15 protein-coding genes are annotated in these 19,606 nt (G+C 54.2%); 2 read left to right on the top strand and 13 right to left on the bottom strand.

What is annotated here, in order from left to right:
- Positions 1 to 89: 89 nt before the first annotated feature.
- From ACTQ40_RS00195 to ACTQ40_RS00150, 10 genes are all read right to left on the bottom strand, one after another.
- Positions 90 to 1,304, bottom strand: coding sequence for a hypothetical protein (locus ACTQ40_RS00195; protein WP_441563055.1), 1,215 nt, complete (start codon positions 1,302 to 1,304; stop codon positions 90 to 92).
- Positions 1,305 to 1,309: 5 nt separating this feature from the next.
- On the bottom strand, positions 1,310 to 1,825 hold the full coding sequence (locus ACTQ40_RS00190; protein WP_441563054.1) for a hypothetical protein: 516 nt from the start codon (positions 1,823 to 1,825) through the stop codon (positions 1,310 to 1,312).
- Positions 1,826 to 3,826: an AAA family ATPase gene (locus ACTQ40_RS00185; protein ID WP_441563053.1), complete on the bottom strand. Its 2,001-nt coding sequence runs from the start codon at positions 3,824 to 3,826 to the stop codon at positions 1,826 to 1,828.
- Positions 3,827 to 3,834: 8 nt separating this feature from the next.
- Entirely contained in the window at positions 3,835 to 4,008 is a 174-nt protein-coding gene (locus ACTQ40_RS00180) for a hypothetical protein (protein ID WP_441563052.1), read from the bottom strand.
- Entirely contained in the window at positions 4,001 to 6,193 is a 2,193-nt protein-coding gene (locus tag ACTQ40_RS00175; RefSeq protein ID WP_441563051.1) for a DEAD/DEAH box helicase family protein, read from the bottom strand. Before ACTQ40_RS00175 ends, ACTQ40_RS00180 begins: the two co-directional genes overlap by 8 nt.
- Positions 6,194 to 6,319: 126 nt before the next feature.
- The gene (locus ACTQ40_RS00170; protein ID WP_441563050.1) at positions 6,320 to 7,471 is read right to left on the bottom strand and encodes an aminotransferase class V-fold PLP-dependent enzyme; all 1,152 of its coding nucleotides are present in this window, start codon (positions 7,469 to 7,471) and stop codon (positions 6,320 to 6,322) included.
- A 2-nt stretch (positions 7,472 to 7,473) separates the two neighbouring features.
- A complete protein-coding gene (locus ACTQ40_RS00165) occupies positions 7,474 to 11,073 on the bottom strand; it encodes a hypothetical protein (RefSeq protein WP_441563049.1) in 3,600 nt (1,199 codons plus the stop codon).
- A gap of 10 nt (positions 11,074 to 11,083) precedes the next feature.
- Positions 11,084 to 12,004 (bottom strand): DUF4007 family protein, encoded by a 921-nt coding sequence (locus ACTQ40_RS00160; protein WP_441563158.1) that lies wholly within the window; start codon positions 12,002 to 12,004, stop codon positions 11,084 to 11,086.
- A gap of 10 nt (positions 12,005 to 12,014) precedes the next feature.
- Complete coding sequence (locus ACTQ40_RS00155) at positions 12,015 to 13,730, bottom strand: phosphoadenosine phosphosulfate reductase domain-containing protein (RefSeq protein WP_441563048.1); 1,716 nt, start codon at positions 13,728 to 13,730, stop codon at positions 12,015 to 12,017.
- A gap of 381 nt (positions 13,731 to 14,111) precedes the next feature.
- A complete protein-coding gene (locus ACTQ40_RS00150) occupies positions 14,112 to 14,846 on the bottom strand; it encodes an exonuclease domain-containing protein (protein WP_441563047.1) in 735 nt (244 codons plus the stop codon).
- 495 nt (positions 14,847 to 15,341) lie between these two features.
- On the opposite strand from ACTQ40_RS00150, the gene ACTQ40_RS00145 reads away from it, so the two are divergent.
- Positions 15,342 to 16,451, top strand: a complete 1,110-nt coding sequence (locus ACTQ40_RS00145; RefSeq protein ID WP_441563046.1) for an IS110 family transposase — start codon at positions 15,342 to 15,344, stop codon at positions 16,449 to 16,451.
- 1,004 nt (positions 16,452 to 17,455) lie between these two features.
- Here the strand turns inward: ACTQ40_RS00145 and ACTQ40_RS00140 are convergent.
- Both ACTQ40_RS00140 and ACTQ40_RS00135 read right to left on the bottom strand, forming a co-directional pair.
- Positions 17,456 to 17,812, bottom strand: a complete 357-nt coding sequence (locus ACTQ40_RS00140) for a solute carrier family 23 protein (RefSeq protein ID WP_441563045.1) — start codon at positions 17,810 to 17,812, stop codon at positions 17,456 to 17,458.
- Entirely contained in the window at positions 17,743 to 18,048 is a 306-nt protein-coding gene (locus ACTQ40_RS00135; protein WP_441563044.1) for a hypothetical protein, read from the bottom strand. The genes ACTQ40_RS00140 and ACTQ40_RS00135 overlap by 70 nt, the downstream gene beginning before the upstream one ends.
- Positions 18,049 to 18,289: 241 nt before the next feature.
- Here ACTQ40_RS00135 and ACTQ40_RS00130 point away from each other — a divergent pair, with 241 nt between their 5' ends.
- Entirely contained in the window at positions 18,290 to 18,946 is a 657-nt protein-coding gene (locus ACTQ40_RS00130; protein WP_427727132.1) for a helix-turn-helix transcriptional regulator, read from the top strand.
- 244 nt (positions 18,947 to 19,190) lie between these two features.
- Here ACTQ40_RS00130 and ACTQ40_RS00125 read toward each other — a convergent pair whose 3' ends face one another.
- A complete protein-coding gene (locus tag ACTQ40_RS00125; RefSeq protein ID WP_152077077.1) occupies positions 19,191 to 19,568 on the bottom strand; it encodes a RidA family protein in 378 nt (125 codons plus the stop codon).
- Between the last annotated feature and the right edge of the window lie 38 nt (positions 19,569 to 19,606).

Raw genomic sequence — 19,606 nt, 5'->3', positions numbered from 1 at the left:
AGTCAGATTGTCTGGACTCCAATCATTACGGCGATGGTCCCACAAGAGACTTCTACATCCACATAATCAATATCGCTAAAGAAAAAAAGTCAGCCCAAGAGTTCAACAACTCCACTTTCGAATGCACGAGGAAATGCAAATGACCTTGACGTACCTGCAAACTCGGCGCTTACATATAAGCCCGCCTCACCATGCGGAGACCGATTAACACAAGTTACAACGCCTTCTCCAAGGCCGGCATGTCTGAGATGGCTTCCAACCGGAGGAGGGGTTTTGCCAACAGGAACAGCATGAAAAGCTGAAACCTCCTCAGAGTCCCGTCCATTACTTCCGCCCGCGTTGCCCTCGAGCCAATCCAGAAGGGCAATCGGATCGCCCATCACGTCAGATGGAGGGGTCAATATAGAAGTTAGGCTCTTTTTGGCGCTCACATCGTCTAATGAGCTAAAGCCCTCATCGTCGTCTAGTCCGAGACTTTGCGCCTCCCACTCGAGATCGTCGAGATCGACACAATCTTCCTGGTCGATTTCCTTAAGCGAGCCATCAATATAGTCATCACCATATCGAGTGGCATAAGTGTTGAGCACCGCCTCAATCGCTTCATTTTGATCCTCGCGGGTAAATGCCGAAAGGTCGACCATGGAAGAATAGTTAACAGAAGGAAAGACAACCTCATAGGCTGCAATATAGCGCGATAGCGGATATTTATAGTAGTCCCTTATAGCTTCGAATTCTAGAGAATCGAACAAGTCGATCGAGCTCAGAAGTGAGCATGATCCAATATGAATTCTTTCGAGCTGCCCGATATCAACTGTGTCAAACGTAAGCCAATCCGAAAGATAGATGGCTACAGAGCCCTCGCCCGTTGCTTGGAGAAACGAGAGCAAAACGGATTTTTCGCTACGAAAAAAGACGACACTAGGATTATCGTTAAATTTTGAAAAAACCGCATGAATGCCGTAAGCCGCCTCACTACGCATACTGCCTGCATCTTTTAGATCAACAGCGTAGATATCAATGTCAGTAGACGGCTCTTCGTAATCAGAGCTATAGAAAGCGGCGATCTTCGCACACTTATCAATCATGCCTAGCGCGCGCCTGTCCTCATCAGAAAGAAGTTTATCCTCGGGCAAAAGTGAATACACAAGTCTGTCAGACGAACAAGCGGCTATATCAACTTCTTTGCCCTCGTCCAGATATCCTAAGTTTGAAAAAAACCACACGGCGGCAGCGTCGATTGGCAGAACAGCCAATTGATCAAACCATTGATATTCATCTTCAAGCGTTACGGCGCCGTCATTCAACGCATCTATCCTTGCATAAGAGACTCTAATTTATCTGAAAAATCAACATCATCAAGCTCGTCTTTAAAAGTCTCCATGACATCCATGGCGCGATCGAGGTACTCGTCTGCCGTTACACCGTGACCGTCTATGAACTGCTCATACATCTCTTCAATTCCCCCACGCACATACGAATTGAAAAGTTCCATATTGGCGACCAGCTTACCAGGAGCGGCATCGTCCGCATCGTCACGGAATGCACGATTGATCCTCTCTTGTACATCAAGATTTGATGTCTCATCAAGCAGCATTACAAGACGATACAAGAGAACACATTTATTTCGCTCTCTTTGCAGGGTATCGGCAAGAATGTTCGCCGTAGCGTCTCCGGAGTCTTTCTCAGCTCGACGGTTGTGCAAAAGGCCAAAAATAGCACCGTTCATATAGACATCAACGTAACGGGCATACAGCTTTGCGTCGTCTCTAAAGTACTTAACATAGGTGGCGTGTTTGCCGGTCAGCGTAATATCGCGTTCAAACATTTATGCCTCCACCAGTTTCGAATGTTGTTCGCTTATCTTTGAAAGCACATAGCTGGCGCCAACTCGGCCTTCAAGCACGGGCTTGGCATAACGCCAATCTTTATTCATCACGAACATAATGACCTGCTCCGAAGCCATAGGCAGCTCTTTCGAAATGTTTGCTATGTGGGTCTCATCGGTGTTCGAAAATGGCGCATCCATCACAAGCGGGTACGGTTCCGAGGAAAGATCGTATTCCTGCTTGCCAAGTTTAGTCACGACCTTATCCTTTGCAATTGAGACGAGTCCAGCTATGAATGCGAAGTTCTTGACTCTATTAAGACCCTCTGATTCGCCAGTTATCTTACTCGTGCCATTTAGATCAGTAACTAGGTTTACTTGATAGTTCGCATCGATAACAACGCGCCTTTTGCCGTGATACATCTTTTCGAAGATAGCGTTTACCCGTTCTTGCAGGGTTTCACGAATCTCAGATTCTTTCTCAGAATAAGTTTCATCAAGCCATTGAGATATGGCTTCGGCATATCTGATATAGCGAATAATTTTTTTATTCTTGTTAGAGGCGACAGAAAAAAGCTCATAAGTCTTTCTTGCCTTTTCAGCCTTAGCCTTCAGAGCGCCGTCCTCTCGCATGAGTGCATCGCGCTGATTCACCTTCTTCCTGATTTGCTTTTTGACGTCATTTCTTGCTGCCTCATATCGGCCGAGATCTGGAAGTTCTTTTATTTTAGAGAGTTCTTTTATTTTAGAGCTGAGTGAGTCGATATCGTCGTGCGCTTGATCGATGCGTTGTGACGTTGTATAGATATTTGCCTTGCGGTCATTCATGCTATCAAGGATGCGACTGACATCGCCGGCTAGATTGACGATGTCTCCCCGGAAGTTTTTGACCGCGTTTCCGATAGACTCCGGCGGACAATAGCGCATTTCGGTTTTGATATGCTCCACAGCGTCCGCATGCTCACTGAACTTCAGACCGCAAATGCAAACCCCCCTTTCGAGAATCTCCTCTAGAGCTGGCCTAGTCAAATCCTTGATCCCTTTATCGTCGAGCTCGGCATCCTTCAACAGGAGCTCTACCTTATTGACGAGAGGCCCAATGAAGTAACGGAGAGAATTATCGCTGAAATCGTGCCTCAGAAGGCTCTTGGTCTTTTCTACTGCTGCTTCATCGCGAGATACGTCGGCCTCGAGCTTCATTTTCTTAGCTTGCAGCGCTTTTGTATCCTCGTTATTTCGAAGCTTCTCATCAAGTTGCGCCTTCTGCGCATTCAATTGTTCCAGCTCGCCGTCACACTCAACAAGCTGATTTTTTATCGCTTCACACCTATCAGTCGCGTCCTGCATAATCCTAAGAGCTTGAGCCGCCCGTTCGTCGCCGTCCTGGTCCATGGAATCGTAAAGCTTTCCGATAACGGAGCGTTTGTGGCTCTTATCGCCGAGGTGCTTCATGGCATTGTAGAGCACAGACAGGCCAACAAGGTCTTTGACGGAGGAGCTAAGGTCCTTTCTTGTGCTGACGGACGCAACGCGTTCCGTATCAAAGAAGAAATAGCTCGAGAGGTCTTCTGGAAGTATCGACTTGATGACCTCATCGACTTTACCTGGATTAATCGGCTCGGATTGCCCGTCTGGCCTGAAAAAGCTCATTTTCTTTGTAGGCGCGTCGCCTCGTACGTTTCCGCCAATCTTTGAATAAGTCTGCTTTCTCAAAAGAGAGTAGAGCCGATTATTATGAACAAGCTCGATCTCGACCTCAACGTCAGCAGTCTCACCATTTCCCATCCTATCTGCGACGTCGTAGTTCAGAAGCATTTCCGGATTGAGTAGGTTTACCTTTCCGTAAAAGCACCAGTTAAAAGCTTGAAGCAGTGTAGTCTTGCCGAACGTGTTGTCGCCAAGGATAACGGTGACGTTCTTATCACCGTCAACCGAGAACTCAACACGCTGAGCTCCTTCGTACTGTCTGAAGTTTAATAAGCGAAGTGATTTGAGCAGCATTGGTTCTCCTAGTAAGTTTTATCGGCAACACTCTTGATGGTGTTGGTGATTAAATCAATCATTCCATCGTTGGTCCTCGCTCGCGTGTTGTTATTATTGCGCTCAGCTTCGAGAATCATGTATTTCATCTGGTCGAGTTTTTTCTCGTCAATCTCAATGGATGCGATATCTGCTTTAGACATAGTCTGTCTCCTCGCCGTCAGGTTTAATATCGAATGCAATCGTCAACTCAGTCGTCGCGTTAATAGTCTCTGCAGGGTTCTCCGCAATTGCGGCAAAGTCCTTCATTCGAGCAAGCTCTCTGGATACAAGGGACTTCGAAGAAGCCGCGATATCGGGTGGGTAGTCTCCGATGTCTTCTGCGGGCATGGGAAGGGTGACGAAGTCGTAGATGGTTGCAGAGCGCTTTCCCTCAGCAAGTCTCAGAACACGCCCGCGCCTTTGGATGTACTCCTTGGGATTGGTGCTACTCGCGAGAATGAAAGCAGTCTCAATAGAGGGGATGTTGACTCCCTCATCGAGGCATCGAATAGCGACAAGCGCTTGCATTTGCTTTCCTTCGGCAAATTCTTTTTGAAGCAGCTTCCTTTTCTCCGCATTCTCCCGTGAAGTGAACTGAGACACCTTCATATGGAGCTCATTGCCAAGCATGGATGAGACAGCGTCAATCTGACGTATTTCTCCTTCTTCTGGGCAATCTTCCATATAGCCAGGGTCCTGAATAGTTGTTGACCCGCAGTAGACGAGCATATGGTTCTTGTCGACAAAGCCTCGCATCAGCTCTTTAAGCTTATTCACTTTTGCGTTAGCGCCCGCAACGAGGGCGGCGCGCTTGATCAGAAGCATCTTTGCGTGTTCCGTTAGTTCAGTTTTATTTTTTGCGCCAGTCGAGGCGACTGCCTTTGCGATTTCCTTCGACAATGCGACGTATTGTTCTAGCTCATCCGATTCGAGGTAAACGAAGACCGGGTGATAGTAGTATGGCGTCAGCATATGGTTTCTGATTGCATCCTCTAGAGAGTATTCGATGCATTTCTCGCCGAAGAAATCGAAAAGGGCCTTGGTCCCGTCCTCGTCTCCATAACGCTCAATCGTCGCAGACAGCCCGAGCCTGTATCGAAAATTTCTTGGCAATGCCTTGGCCGACTTCTCCGCACCGAGGTTATGGGCCTCATCGACAACAATTAGGCAACTGCCATTAAGCTTGCCAATCTGCTCTTGCATGAAGGGCAGTCCGAAAGTTGCGTTAGTCGTTACGATACAAAAACGTCGAATCACTCCGAGCTTGAATCCCCCAACAGCATTACGAACCCTGTCTTTCCAGTTTTTTTGCTTTGAGGCAGAGTGGCATACGATGGGTTTCATCCCAAAAGCAAGGATATCCTCTTTCCATTGCTCAACCAAATGCTGGTATGGGCAAACTATGACAACGCCAAGATTATGATCAACAGTTTCGGAAAGTCGACAGACAGCCGCGAGGGCGGTCAGCGTTTTGCCTGTGCCTGTCGCCATATCGAAAATGCCCCTGAAGTCGTTGGCTACCCAGTTTCCGACAGCTTCTTTCTGGTAATCGCGAATTCCGTCACGAAACCATTCCGGGAGTCTCGGAATATCATCATTCGGTTCCGTTGCGGCCGCCTTATCTTCTTCATTCATGCCATTCGGCGTAATCTCGCATGCGTTGGGATCGATACCATCGCTAATCTTGTACCGGTCGACAATGGCTTGGCTTACTTGGGGGAAGTCAACTACAGTGACGCCTGGCTCGTAATCGCCCCACATCGCAGTAAACGCAGAGACCTTGTCGTTCACGCGGTCGGCGTCTTGGGACCAGGACGTGTAAACATCGATCGATTCGTAGTTGCAGTGAAAAGCGTTCTCGGACTCGTTCATGGAACCAGAGAAGGCAACGATATTGCCGTCGGCGTCATACATCAATCCGAGCTTCTCATGGAACATACCCATTTCGCCATCTCGTTCAAGAAAAGCGATTTTAATCGTTAGAACGCCAGAAGCGATAAGATTTGAAAGAAGATTCAGACGTGCCTGCTCAAACTTGCCCTTAGGCTTGTCGAGCTCGCGGAGCAAGGCCTCTAGAATTACATCATCGCGCCGGGAAACGCCGTCTCGAATGGCTTCAATGTCGGCGTCCGATAAACGAGGAGAAGCGATTACCTCAATCGTACCGTTATTCTTGATGAGGCCCTTAAGACCCTCGGTAAGACTAATTAACGCGGAAGACGAAAAGAAGCCAACCGCACGCCTATAGAGGACCGCTTGGGAAAGAAGTGGTGTATAGAAATCACGGACAACATCGCGCAATAGCGATCGATATTCTCTTCTGATATCCAAACCAACAAAGCTCACCGAAACACCTCCGTCTGATAATTTATTTATTATAAGGCGGCTTACAGGCTTGTCAGACAATAAGTGGCTTATCCACTGGGGATAAGTTCGGCAGACGGTCTGGTTTTATCAATGGGCGGCTATTTTTTATTCATCGATGACGTCCAACGCTCGTTCCAGTGCATCGAACTCGGGGTCGTCGGTCAAAGCGCTTACACTGAAGCGAATTGTTCCAGAGGGTAGAGTGCCGAGAAAACGATGGGCGTATGGGGCGCACTGAATGCCGGAGCGTACGGCAATCCCGCATCGGCCAAGGACCATTTCCCCTTCATCCGGTGAGTACCCGTCAAACAGAGTAGACACAACGCCTATCCTCTCGCATTCCATGCCTTCGCCGATGAGAGAGCAAAACCCGGCGGCCCTCAGGCACTCCAAAAGCCTGTCCCGATTCTCCATTTCGATTTTGCGAATCGCTTCCAATCCCTGCTCGAGCAGCCAATCTGTGGACGCCTTAAGCCCCGCGATTGCATACGTGTTTTGGCTTCCGATCTCTTCCATCTGGACGATATTCTCAGGGAGCCGCTGCTCGACCGAGTTGATGCCATTCCCGCCAAAAAAAACGGGTCTGAGCTCGGCTCCGCGCTTGCAAATAAAGCCTCCGATGCCAAATGGACCATATAAGGTCTTATGGCCCGCGAAGACTGCGAAATCAAACAGATCGCTGGAGAGCTGAAGCGGGAGCAAGCCAGCAGTCTGGCTCATATCGATAACGGTCGTTGCGCCATAGGCTTTAGCCATTTGCGCGACAGTTTCCACAGGAACGACCGCGCCACATACGTTGCTAGCGTGAGTCATCACAACGAGCCTCGGCGGTTGGGCAGCAAAGGCTTCCTCGATTTCCTCATATCGGGGCACAAACGTCTCGTCATCAAATGGTAGAATCTCAATCCTTATACCAGTCGTTTCGGCCAAATGGAATAAAGGCCTGGTTACAGCGTTGTGCTCAAAGGGCGTGCAGTAAACAACGTCGTCTTTGGCGAGATTCAAGCCGAGGAGAATGCGGTTTAGGGCGTCGGTCGCCGAAACCGTGAAAACGACCTCACCCGCAGGGCAGTCATAGAGCTTCTTCAGGTTGCTCTTTGCTGCTTTGGCGATTTCGCCGGCGGCAACGGCCAGAGCGTTGCCGCCCCTGCCGATATTGCCGCCGGAATTGCGATAAAAAGAGTCGGCATAGTCATAGACGACGCTCGGCTTCGGAAAAGTGGTCGCCGCATTATCGAAATAAGCTGTTTCTGGCATAGCTAGCAAAGCCTCCTCAGAACATCGAAAACGACCTGTCTCTTTTCCTCAGGGGAAAGAGCGCTTCCCATCTCATCCAAGCACGCAAGAAGCCCGGTCTTAAGAAGCTTGGCGCGCCGGGACGGGATAACGACCGGGAACTTTTTTTCCCTAAGCACGCCGCCCTCGTCGGCAAACCTGATGCTCAAACAGGCGGATTCATCTTCAGTCGTTCCCGCTTCATCGACGGTTGATTCGACCTCAGTTTTCATACCTTGAACGATTCGGAGGAAGTCATCAAATCTTTCGTCATTCCAGTCGTCGATGCGAAGCGCGGTCGCCGCCTTGGCAATTCTGTTGACAGTCACGAAGTCGTCGCCCGTTGAAGTAACCACAGCTTGAAGGACTTGATTGTTGATACCCGAATAGACGCTCGTTTGCACAGCCGGATGGGTGTCAACCCAATCCCTCAAAACGGATGAAAGACTTGCGTCCTGATGGGCATCGGGACCGAACAACGCCATCAAAGCGTGTGCTAGCCCCTCGACGCAGCCGCGCAGATATCCATCGCACTCGTCCTTCTCGTTTTTGAGCGCGTAAATTAAGGCGTCCGAATCGCAAGGTTCTCCGAATATCGAGGGAATTTCCTCGAACAGAAGCTTGTCGGTGTCGCAATCTATTTTCTTTACCGCCTTAAAGAAACGCTTCCTTACCCTCGAGATGGGCTCCGCCCCGCCATGTGAGCGATCAATATTGGCGTTACGGGTCATCTGAGGAAGGGCCACATACCAGAGGCGCATGGCATCGACAACGTCTGCTCGCGTAGCCCTATCGGACTTGCATCCGAAAACCCCTGCGACCTTCTTCACGTAGGCCTCCATCTCGGGGGACCAGTTGAGTCTTGTCAGGCGGTAATCACTTGGATTCTTTGCAATGTCGTCGAAGAGGGTCTCGTTAATGGGCCGCTCTTCGCCATTGAAGGTTATCTTGATCTGCTCCCTGTAGCCCCTGAGAACGTAGGCAAGGTAGAGAGGAATCGGGCCCATTCGCAAGCCGATGCCGAGATCGCGCCCCATCAGTTTAGCGTAGAGCTCTGAAAAGGGCGTGTTGTCAGCAGTTTCTATAAAGTCCTTGATGGTATCGATGACCGCTTCAATGCCTGCCTCTGGAACGCCGGGTTCGTCAATTGCTTTCGCGATATCCTTGATGAGTCCAGTCTTCTCGAATGCGCTCCTCGCCATGGACGTCTCCTGGCCATTGCCCACGAAGCCCAGGTTTTGGGCAAGCGTAGGCGCACACAAAGCCTTGAGAATCTTGGTTCGGCTGCTGAAGGCCGTTCCCGTTAGGTCATTTTTGTTGAGGGACTCGCTGGTTATTCTTGGCGTTGAGCCGAAGACTTCGTCGCAAAGCAGAGACAGCTCTTCGGAGAGCTTTCGCTTGCGCGTAATGACCTTCTTCTGACTCCCGTTGACGTAATAAAGGGATTTTCTCAGCTCTGGCTGAAAGAAGCCGGCAATATAGCCGTTGACGATTTCCGAGTAGTCCTCGATGACTATCTCGTATTCGTCAGCAAGCGCTGCATCGTCGGCTGCCTCCTCCTTCAACTGCCTTGCGGCCTCAAGCCGGTAAAGCGCCTCTTCGATCCTCGTGAACGACCTCGGTACAACCGCAACGGTCAGCTTTTCGCGCGAAAGCTCATTCTTGGCAAGGTCTTTCAGCTCAATGAGCTCATCCGGCGTCGAACAGTAGACTCCGACGACTTGACCATCCGCTACCCAATCGTTGCCGGTGTCGAGGATATGATCGGGCCTCACCTCTTGTTCGCACCATTTCTTTAGCGAGGATGCGCCAACGAAGCCACACTCAAAGAACCTGACCATGCCTTTGTCTTCGTTGTATCGAGACGGGTACAGGGCCATATTTCCGATTTCTCGGTTAAGCGCCGCTTCGCCGGTCATCATGCTGCGGAGCGAGCCAGCTCGATTGGAAACCTCTGCATCCACATGAACGCCAGTGGTTTCCTTGAGTTTGAGATATGCGTTGCTGCGCCTCAGGTAGACGATTGAGTCTCCTTCGACAAGGCGCGAAATGGCCTCATCGACCTCTTTTGCTCCCAATCCGCAGTCGCAAAAGAGGTCGAGGAGGGTCTCCTTGGTTGGCTCCACTCGATCGTATTGAGCGACCGCGTCGATTGCGGCAACGGTTTTAATGATGCGCGCCTCGAGGGAGACGGGCTCGACGCGCGAAAGGGATGCGCGAGCAAGCTCGTAAACCCTATGGAGGGGGCTCGTGTACATTTCCTTGCGAAGAAGGGGCTCGAAGTAGTCGTAAATGCAGTCGGGAGTAACGAACTCTGCCGATTCCGCCAGGACCGCCGACATGGTTTTGTCGCCTTCGGCGCACAGGAAGGTGAACAGGGTTCTCTCGTTCTGGGCGACTTTCTCAGACAGCTTCGGGAGCAAGAACGCCGTCAACGGATGCAACGGGTAGCAACCACGCACAACGACATCGGACATATTGCCCGCGAAAAGTCCATTGTGGACGTAGCGTCCCTCGATTCGCGATAGAAGTGCTTCGTGATCGCAGCGCCAACGGCTCCACTTCGTGGAATCCTTGATGATCGCCGAAGACATGAGCTCGTAGGACTGGTTCTCGTCGTCAGACATTTCGATTTCTTCAAAGCGACCGGACACGCCGCGCCACCCATCGACCTTCTCTTTGGGCAGGTCGGCGTCAATGTAGTTCGAGATGCTTTTGTGGCTAATGAGCAGAAGATGTAGCTGCTTTTCTGCGCCGCTCCTGTTGCATGCCTCGGCAAAGTCCTGAAGAAGCCTCGTGTCTTCAACGGTGGCTCGTCCTATGCTCGTCTCTAGATACTTGCTGAATTCGTCGTAAACGACATAAAGACCGCTAACGCCGCGCTCGGAAAGGCCGGAGAGCACCTGCTCGTATACGGAAAGCACGTCTGCTCCGTCGAGCACATCAAACGTGCTACCTGAGGTCAAGCTTGGGTAGGCGGCAACGAACTCTTCATACGTATCGGTTTCCAGGGCGCGCAGTTTTGCGACTGTCGTGCCGTAGGTCGAGCCCGTAAGCTCTTCATATCGTTTCAGCGTGCTCGGATAATCGCGGCGCCATCTGTCAAGTACTCTAATTGCGCCGTCGTAATTCGTTGAAGGCATAAGATCGGTGGAATCGCAAAGCTTCAGGGCATTTCTGAGCGCGAGAAGAAGCGAATGGCGAAGATCGGACGTGCTTCCCGAAATAACGACGGGAAGCAAGCGCTGGCCATCTTGAACGAATCTGTCGAAGGTCTCTGCAAAACCGCTGCTCCTGCGCCTATATGCGTTTGTGATTCTCTGAAATGCTCCGGGGTCTTTGCACCACATCGCCATCAGCGCCGCGAGCACGACATGGGACTTGCCCTTGCCGTAGGCGCCGACGAGCAGCTTTGCCCGCTGATTAGAGGGGGCAATAACATCGCCCAAGATGCGCTCAAGGTAGCGACAGACGGAATCGGTGGGAATGAGACCCTCGATCTTCTCTTTGGAGCCGAAGTCGAATTCGATGTTTATCGAAGTTTGAAAGTCCTTGTTGGGGACGACCATATCTTTTAGGTTCACGGGAGCGCTCCTAACCAATAATCTCGTAATAGCGCTCGAGGCAAGCGGTTGCAGTCATGCCTGGCTCATTGAGACGAACGACGTCAAGGCCGGCAGTGCGATTTATGCGGACATAGCCTTCGCCCTCAAGTTCGTAAAGCTTGCCAAGAAGCGCCACGGCGTCAAGGTTGAAAACCCTTCCGGGCGAGCATGGCGCATCGAGCAAGTCGGCGAGCCTTATCTCTCGTCCGAGAGGGCTGTCCATGCGTTCTTGGAAATCCACCATCATGCAGATACAATAGAGCACCAGCAGCGCAGGAAGCATGGCGGGGTTAGCGCTCGTTTTGCGAAAGCTTCTTGCGCTGCGGCTCTCGATACTCACAAGGCCGAGTTCGCCGAGAGGGCAATCGATAACGCTCTCGGGCGAGCCGCCCTTCTTGCCGGCATAGCCGTGCGCGACGTAAGTGTTGATGATGCAGTTGAAATCGTCCTCGAGCGACTTAAGGGACACATCCTTCTTGTCGTTGTAGGTGAAGATGTAGCGCTCAAGGGCGCGAGTAAAATCCTTCCGCGTAAAAACGCTCATACCGAACTCATTGAAGAAAAAGTACCAGGAAGCGGCGTCCTCTAGAGCAGATGCGAGGTTGCAGTGAAGCGCCCAAAGCGTACCGATCTCCTCCGTGTACGGGTCGTTTTCATAGATAAGCTTACCTAGCGCCGTAAGAACGTGCTCGCGATTGCGAGATCCCTTCCTGTAGTCCACAAGGCCAAGCGTCTGCATCCAATAGCGCAGCGCCACGACCTGGTTCGAGCCCAAACCCAGCTCGTCCATCGCGGCCTTGCTGTTGCTCGGCATAAGAAGTGCAGCATTATCGGGATTCGCTATTGTGCGGAGGCCTTTTCCGAGCCATCCTTTGCGCACAGCAAAAGACTGGTGTGCCTTGAACTTCATCTGCATGACGTTACTCTTCCTTGGTTCTGAGGTACTTGCGCATGAGGCAACCGCCCTCAAGATACTTATCGGTTACGCACTGTCGACAGTGCATGCACTTCTGCGGGTCAATTCGGTAGCCGTCCGACGTAATGCTGATCGCGCCGAAACGACACAGGCCTTCGCATTTGAGGCACTGCCTGCAAGCATTGAACTTAACAACCTGATACTTCGCCATGCGCAGCAACGTCTCGGCATCAGAGGCCTTTAGCACGCGCACTTTCGCGGCGTACTCGTAGCCAGGTTGCGCGAAAGGCATAACGGAGATAAGTGGCTCCCTCGTGCGGTGGTCGACGATGACCTTCTCGTCGAGTAGCGGACGGCCGAGGCCAGGCGCATAATCGCCTATGGGCGTCATCAGGCCCACCAATTCGTCTGAGTAGGGCCTCTCAAGCGAGAAGATGGTCGCGCTGTCGTCAGTGGCGCAGTGGCTCGCCTCAACAAGAACAGAGCTTGCAGCGGCAAGACCGTTGCCCCCTTGGCGCGCTTTCCACTTACCTGTGTCGACGTATACCTCCGGGTCCGGTTTACCGATGCGGCGCGCGAAATCAACTAGGAAGCTGCGCCATTTAGCTGCAGCTTCTGGCATGTAGATTTGAGACAGGAATTGGGCTCGCGCGTTGTTGTTCGGACAGCACCAGCAGCCCACGCGCTCGTAACCGAGACGGTAGGCATCGTTGAAATCGATTTTTTCACCAAGTATGTACAACCAAACGTCAAGGTCATTCCAATAGAAAATTGGTGCCGCAACCGTCTGCCGCTGAATCTTGACGGATTCGGCGCTGTCCTCAATGCGATTGTACTTGCTGCGCGAGACCGACTCCCCCTTGCGAATGCCGTAGAAGGTCAAGATGGGCTCATCGCCGAAAAGCCCCTTAAATGCACGCGAAATCGGCCCCGTTTTGAACATCGAACAGCACCACCGCATCATTCGTGCCGGTGGACCGATGACCTCGGCCATATCGTAAAAATCCTGTTCGAAGTTACGCGCAGTCTTGAAAATCGCCAAAGGATGGCTGGCGCGAAAGCGCTTTGCATACTCGGTAGTACTAGGAAACTCGAGCGTAGTATCGCCGAATATATGAACAAGATAAGGGTCACTCAAGGCGCGAACAGCAATATCGGCGGTTACGGTCGAATCCTTGCCGCCCGAAAAAGAGACAACGAGGTTTTCCTCGGGATAATCCTTGGAGGCGTCGACGACGAAAGAGCACGCCTCGCGCACGATGGCGTCAAGATGTGCACGGTTCGCCTCAACGAAAACATCGACGTAGCGATCGAATGCATCGTAGCTATTCCCCTTGGCATATTCGTCGATCTGCGACCTGACCTCGATTGGGTTAGAGGAAAGGAATTCGGCAACCGTAATGTTCGTTGCCTTGCCATTGACGTAATACTTGCTTCCCGAAGCCCACACGGATTCATGGATATACGCAAGGGGTTTCCCCGTCATTACCTCAAAAAGCAGCCTTTCCTCAGGAAAGACGGGGCGCATATCTGCACAAAGATACTTTGCCTCGTGCCCGCAAATCGGACATTCGATTTTTCGGTCCCCCGGGATGTGAATCAACGGGATGTTGCAGCTGCCGCACCAATAAACGACATGAGGAGCTTCTTCGATTGTCTCCCCGCCGCATTCAGGGCATGTACCACTATCGGTGAAGCGGTTGCATTTTGTGCAGTACATTGCCCCTCCTTTTAAATATTCAGCCCATTGGATACTGACATCCAATGGGCTGAAGTGTAGCAGACAATCAAGAAAATCAGAAGGAGGCACCTTTGATTGGCAAATCAAATAAATCTTTAATTTATCAAAACATCAAAGAAATACAATGGCTATTAAACATTGTCGTTTGCACAGGCAATCTCCCGTGATCGAATACGTCAAAAACTATTATGAACAATAATATCCCATCGGATGGGCACTTCAAATATCTCCAAGACCGTAAGGCATGCTTGTTCGCATAGCATAAAGCAGTCGAGGCTCCCTAAACCCGCACGGCGCGGGTCGAAAAGAGCGCCTCAGCTTTTTATTCTCCCTGGACACACTAAACACCAAAAAAGTCCCCTACCTCCCCTCCGCCTTCAGCTTCAGCAGCAGGTCGCCCAGCTCGGGGCACTTGCTAGAGAGGCGCGTCTGGGCTCGCTCGCCCATCCCCCACCGCTGGCGGACTTCCTGGGCGCGCGGGCTCACGTGGTAGTCCCCGTCCATCACCTGCTTGAGCAGCTTGGCGGTCACGCGTGCATCGGCTAGGGCGCTGTGGGCATGGCCCGTCGACTCGTCGAACTCAATGCCAAACCACATCGCCGCGTCGCCCAACGAAACGCGCCCATGGCTGCCCACATCCATGATCGAGGTATAAAACGCCTGCAGGTCGGCCCAGTCCGTAGGAAATGCGGAAAGGTCGATGCGCTTTGCCTGGCACTCGGTCAAAAGCTGTCGACGGTCCGTCCCGCTCCAGCAAACCACCTGGGCGGAGTAGCGACCGATCCAATCGCTGAGCCTTTTGATCACCATGTAGAGCGGATCGGCCATCGCGGTGTCCACAGCCGATATCCCCGTTAGCTCGCGGACGGGAAACGCAACGCCTTCGGTAAATTCCGTCTGCACAAACTGCGAGAACTCGCCCATAACGTTGCCGTGGTAATCGAGCTTAACGGCGCCGACCTCGATAATCTCGTTGCGCAGTCCACGGCGCTGGCGCTGCTTTGGCACCGGCGCAAACTCAAAGTCCAGCACGATCTGGCGCGCAAAGTTCGTCGTATCGATAGCCGAGATACCCGGCGTCTTTTCAGCTGACACGGTTATGGCCTCTCTCCGTTGCCTGCCGCTTGCTACATAGGCGGCTACATTGCCGTAAGGATAGGCGCTCGTGCGGACATGAAAGCGCCCAGCGCGGCCACCCGGCACCCTTGCGTAGAGCCGCGCTTTGAGATGGCGCGTCGCTGTTATGAGCGAACATATATTCGTATTTATGGCTGCAGTTTGATAGACTGGTTATTGTTGACGGCAGTTCCATGTGCCGGGCAGCGCCCTCCATGCGACGGGAGGTGATGCCCATGACCGATCTGATTGATTTCGTGAAGCTCCTGACCGCTTTGGTCTCGCTCCTCACGGCGCTTATCGGACTTACCGAGGCACTCAAGCAGTGTTCGAAGCACAAGACGATATGAGAAAGCCATTTGGGTCGCCTCCCCCGCGGCGCAGCTTCTTTTCGCGGGCTCGGGATGCCACAATGGGCTTTGAGTATCGGCCAGTGCGGTAGCCCTTACCGCACCTGCGGGGAGGAGGCTTCCCATGCCCCATGTTACCTCCATCGGCCTGGACGTCCACGCGCGATCGGTCGCCGCCGCGGCGTTCAACCCCTTCACCGGCGAGGTGGTGCACCGTGACTTCGGGACGGACGCCGCCGAGATCGCGGAGTGGGCCCTCGGGTTCGAGGAGCCCAGGGCCTGCTACGAGAGCGGCCCCACCGGCTTCCACATGGCGCGCGAGCCGCGCGCGCTCGGCCTCGACTGCGCCGTGGCCGCCGTCTCCAAGATGCAGAGGCCGGCGGCGGACGCGCGCCGCAAGAACGACCGGCGCGACGCCGAGTTCATCGCCCGCATGCTCGCCACCCACAACATCGTGGAGGTCCCGCTGCCCGATGCGGCCGTCGAGGCCGCCCGGGACCTCGACCGCGCCCTCGACGACGCCACGGCGGAGTACCGCCGCGCCAGGCAGCGCCTCAACATGTTCCTGATCAGGCTGGGCCACGTCTGGGACGAGCGCAACGCCGACGGGACGAGGAGGGGATCCTGGACGCGCGCCCACTGGAGGTGGATATCCGGGATCAGGCTCGAGGGGCCCCAGCGCGACGTGCTCGAGTACTACGTCACGGCCGCGAGGTGCGCGGAGTCGGACCGCCGGCAGCTCGAGAAGAAGGTGCTCGCCCTCGCCCGGACCGACCGGTGGCGCCCGGCCGTCGAGGCGCTCTCCTGCATCAAGGGAATCGACACCCTGACGGCCTTCAGGCTCGCGGCCGAGGCGGGCTCCTTCACGAGGTTCCGGACGGCCCCGGCCTTCGCGAGCTGGTGCGGGCTGGTCCCGTCGGAGCGCTCGAGCGGCGAGACCGAGCGGCGCGGCGGGATAACCAAGACGGGCAACCGGATCGCCAGGACGGCGCTGGTGGAGTCGGCGTGGCACTACCTGACGTGCACGCCCCGCCCGAAGGCCCCGGCGCCCGGCGCGGACGTCCCCGCGGCGATCCGGGCGCGCGCCGACGACTGCACCGCCAGGCTCTGCCGCCGCCGCGAGGCGCTGGCGGCGGCGGGCAAGAGCCCGTGCAAGGCAAACGCCGCCGTCGCGCGCGAGCTCGCCTGCTGGGTCTGGGAGATCGGGCGCCGGGCGGAGGGGACACTCGGCTGACCCCGTCGGACAACAAGCCTCCCGCCGGGAGGGCCCGCGCCTCGACGCATCGCCGGCGCGCGTTCACGAACCCTTTTTGGGCAGCCCATGGGCCGCGCCCGTGAACAAGACTGGTTTCGGACGAGCGCGCCGGACGGAGAATCGAAATGCGGTGGGGTGCGCGGACACACCGGGCTGACCGCCGGCAGCGCGCCCGCAAGAGCCCGCGGATATTAGCTTGCCAGGCAAGCGTCGACTAAACGTGCAGCGTGCGCGGGCCCTCCCGACGGGAAACGAAAAAGCCCGGTTTAAAACCGGGCTCGAACAAACACGCCTATTGACAATGGCTTTCTCATATTAAAAGAGGGGTCGACGCCGTTAAGGCATTGACCCCTTGATCAAAGCAACGGCGCTGCCCAGCTATCACCCTTGGGCTGCCGTCGACTTTATTCTACCCACGGTTGCCAGGTTTAACAAATGAATTTTCAGTAATGGAGCCTCGGAGCCCGCTCCTGCGTTCGCTCAACTCGTCGCTCTACTCCAGCCACCACTCAACATCCACGGAGCACTCAACCGAAAATGCTAAAGACCACGCGATCGGGCAAAGCCCCGTCCCCAACAACACAGGACGGACCCTCAGCTTCCTTTACGTTATAGCTAGCTATATTATGTCTTCCTATAATATAGCTAGCTATAACGTAATTCGACAATCGCGCACGCAGAAGGGGCGGCACGCCACCGCACGTGAACCGTTCCGGAAGCTCCTGACCGCTCTGGTCTCGCTCCTCACGGCGCTCATCGGACTTTCCGAGGCACTCAAGCAGTGCTCGAAGCATAAAAAGAGGGGTCGACGCGGTTAAGGCATCGACCCCCTAATCTAAGCAACGGCGCTGCCCAGCTCTTCACCACTTGGGCTGCCGTCAGCCTTATTTTACCCACGGGGCAAACCCTTTGAAGTGCGGCTTGGCGCCGCATGACGTCGGCGGACGAGGCGATACGTCCGCCGACGAATAGCACCAAATTGATTACTTCTTGCTCTCGGGCAAGACCAGATCCACGGCAGCATCCTTAGCAGCATCGATGTGCTGAGCCACGACCGGTGTCTGCGGAAGGATCAGGTTAAGGACAATGGCCATGATGGCGGTGGGGGTTACGGCATTGGAGCCGATGACGGTGGACACCCAGGCGGGCATACCCTCGCCGGCAAGGCAACCGCTGGCCATCCAGATACCCAGGCCAAAGACGACGGAGGTACCGACGATGGTGGTCGTGCGCTGCGTAAGGCCCTCGCGGGTGAACATGCGCACGCCGTTCATGGTGATGGTGCCAAAGACGCCGACGGTCGCGCCGCCGATGACGGGCTGCGGGATGGCGGAGAGCACGGCAGAGAGCTGCGGGAACAGACCGCGATGGCAAAGACGGCCGCGATGATCACAAAGACCCACTTGTTGACGACCTTGTTGGAGCAGATGATGCCCACGTTCTGGCCAAGGGCGCTGGTGGGAAGACCGCTCAGCAGGCCGCCGCCGATGCGGCGGAAGGGAGCGAAGGCCTGAAGGGCCGTGTCGATTGCCGAAAGAATGAGCGCCACCTGAATGATGTCGGTGCTCTTTCTCATTCTCAATAATAATTTTTTGTTATCAGCCTATTTTTCAGCTGAGACAATGAATTTCCGCAGGTCAGAAAAGTGTCTGGTCAAAATAACATCTAACTTTTCTTTTGGTCGACCGCTTACCGCCAAATTCCTACCGTTCCTCTGTATTACGCAATGTACCTGCGAATATACGAGTCAATAGACACCGTGTTACCATGAGAAAAAATTGTTATGAAACTTCCGATTTCATCCAAAGGAGTTGCCCGTGAACGAGACTGTACGTCGCTTTTTGCCGATGGTCGATTTCCTGGAGCAGATACTCGGCAAAAACAGCGAAATCGTGCTGCACGATTTCTCGGATCCCGACCACGCCATCGTCGATATCCGCAACGGCATCGTGAGCGGCCGCAAGGTCGGCGGTCCCGCCACCGATCTGGCACTCAAGATCATGCACGATCCCAAGTATCGCGACCTGCCGTTTATTACGGGCTACGAGGGGCGCGGTGCCGGTGGCAAGACATTGGAATCCGCAACGTACTTTATTCGCGAGGATAACGAGATCGTCGGCATGCTCTGCGTCAACACCGATCTTTCCACGGTACGCTCCATCAACGCCATGGCCCAGCAGCTCATGGCCTGCTTCGACGCTGTGCCAAGGCAGGCGGAGCCCGCGTCTATCGAGGTCGAAATTCTTTCGGAGTCTACACAGGAGCTCATCGACCACAGCATTTCCGAATTGCTCGAAAGCCGCGGCCAGGATGTCGCCTCGCTTGGGCAGGCCGATCGCGTGGACGTTATTCGCCACCTTAACGGCAACGGCGTATTTATGCTCAAGGGCGCTGTTGCCTGCGCTGCCACCGCGCTGGGCATCTCGGAGCCCAGCGTCTACCGCTACCTGCAAAAAGTCCGCAAGGAGGGCTAACGAGCAAAATGGAGCGCGGGCAGTCTTTTTGGGACGGGGCTATTTTAGCTACCCTCCCTCTGCCCACGATTTCGATGAGCCGCAAGTAAAAGCAATCCTGCATATAGGGGTAGCTAAAATGGCCCCGTCCCAAAAAGACTGCCCTTGGTGGCTCCGCAAGCGATCCGTCACGTGACAAAAGACCCTGCAGTTCACACGCGCTGCAGGGTCTTTTTGCATGTCATGTTTAGTTGTTGCCAACGCCTTAGAGAGCGGCGACGACCTCGATCTCGACCAGACCGCCAGCCGGAAGAGCGGCAACCTGGAAAGCGCTGCGCGCGGGGAACGGGGCCTCAAACTTGGAGGCATAAATCTCGTTCACGGCGGCAAAGTCGGCGATGTCAGCCAGGTAGACCGTGGTCTTGACGACATCGGCAAACGTAGCGCCAGCAGCGGTCAGCAGGGCTTCGACGTTGGCGAGGGACTGCTTGGCCTGGGCCTCGATACCCTCGGGCAGCTTGCCGGTCGCGGGATCGATGCCCAGCTGGCCGGACAGGAACACCATGTTGCCGGTCTGGATACCGGGGGAATACGGGCCGATGGCTGCGGGCGCGTTATCGGAAGACACGACGGTCTTGCTCATGTTTTTCTCCTTACGATCAAATAGAGAGCGTGAGCGCG

It is taken from the genome of Collinsella sp. Sow4_D11 (assembly GCF_052116465.1).
Lineage (GTDB): Bacteria > Actinomycetota > Coriobacteriia > Coriobacteriales > Coriobacteriaceae > Collinsella.
The sequence above is the reverse complement of the archived record's forward strand: the minus strand, read 5'-3'. Positions and strand labels throughout refer to the sequence as shown.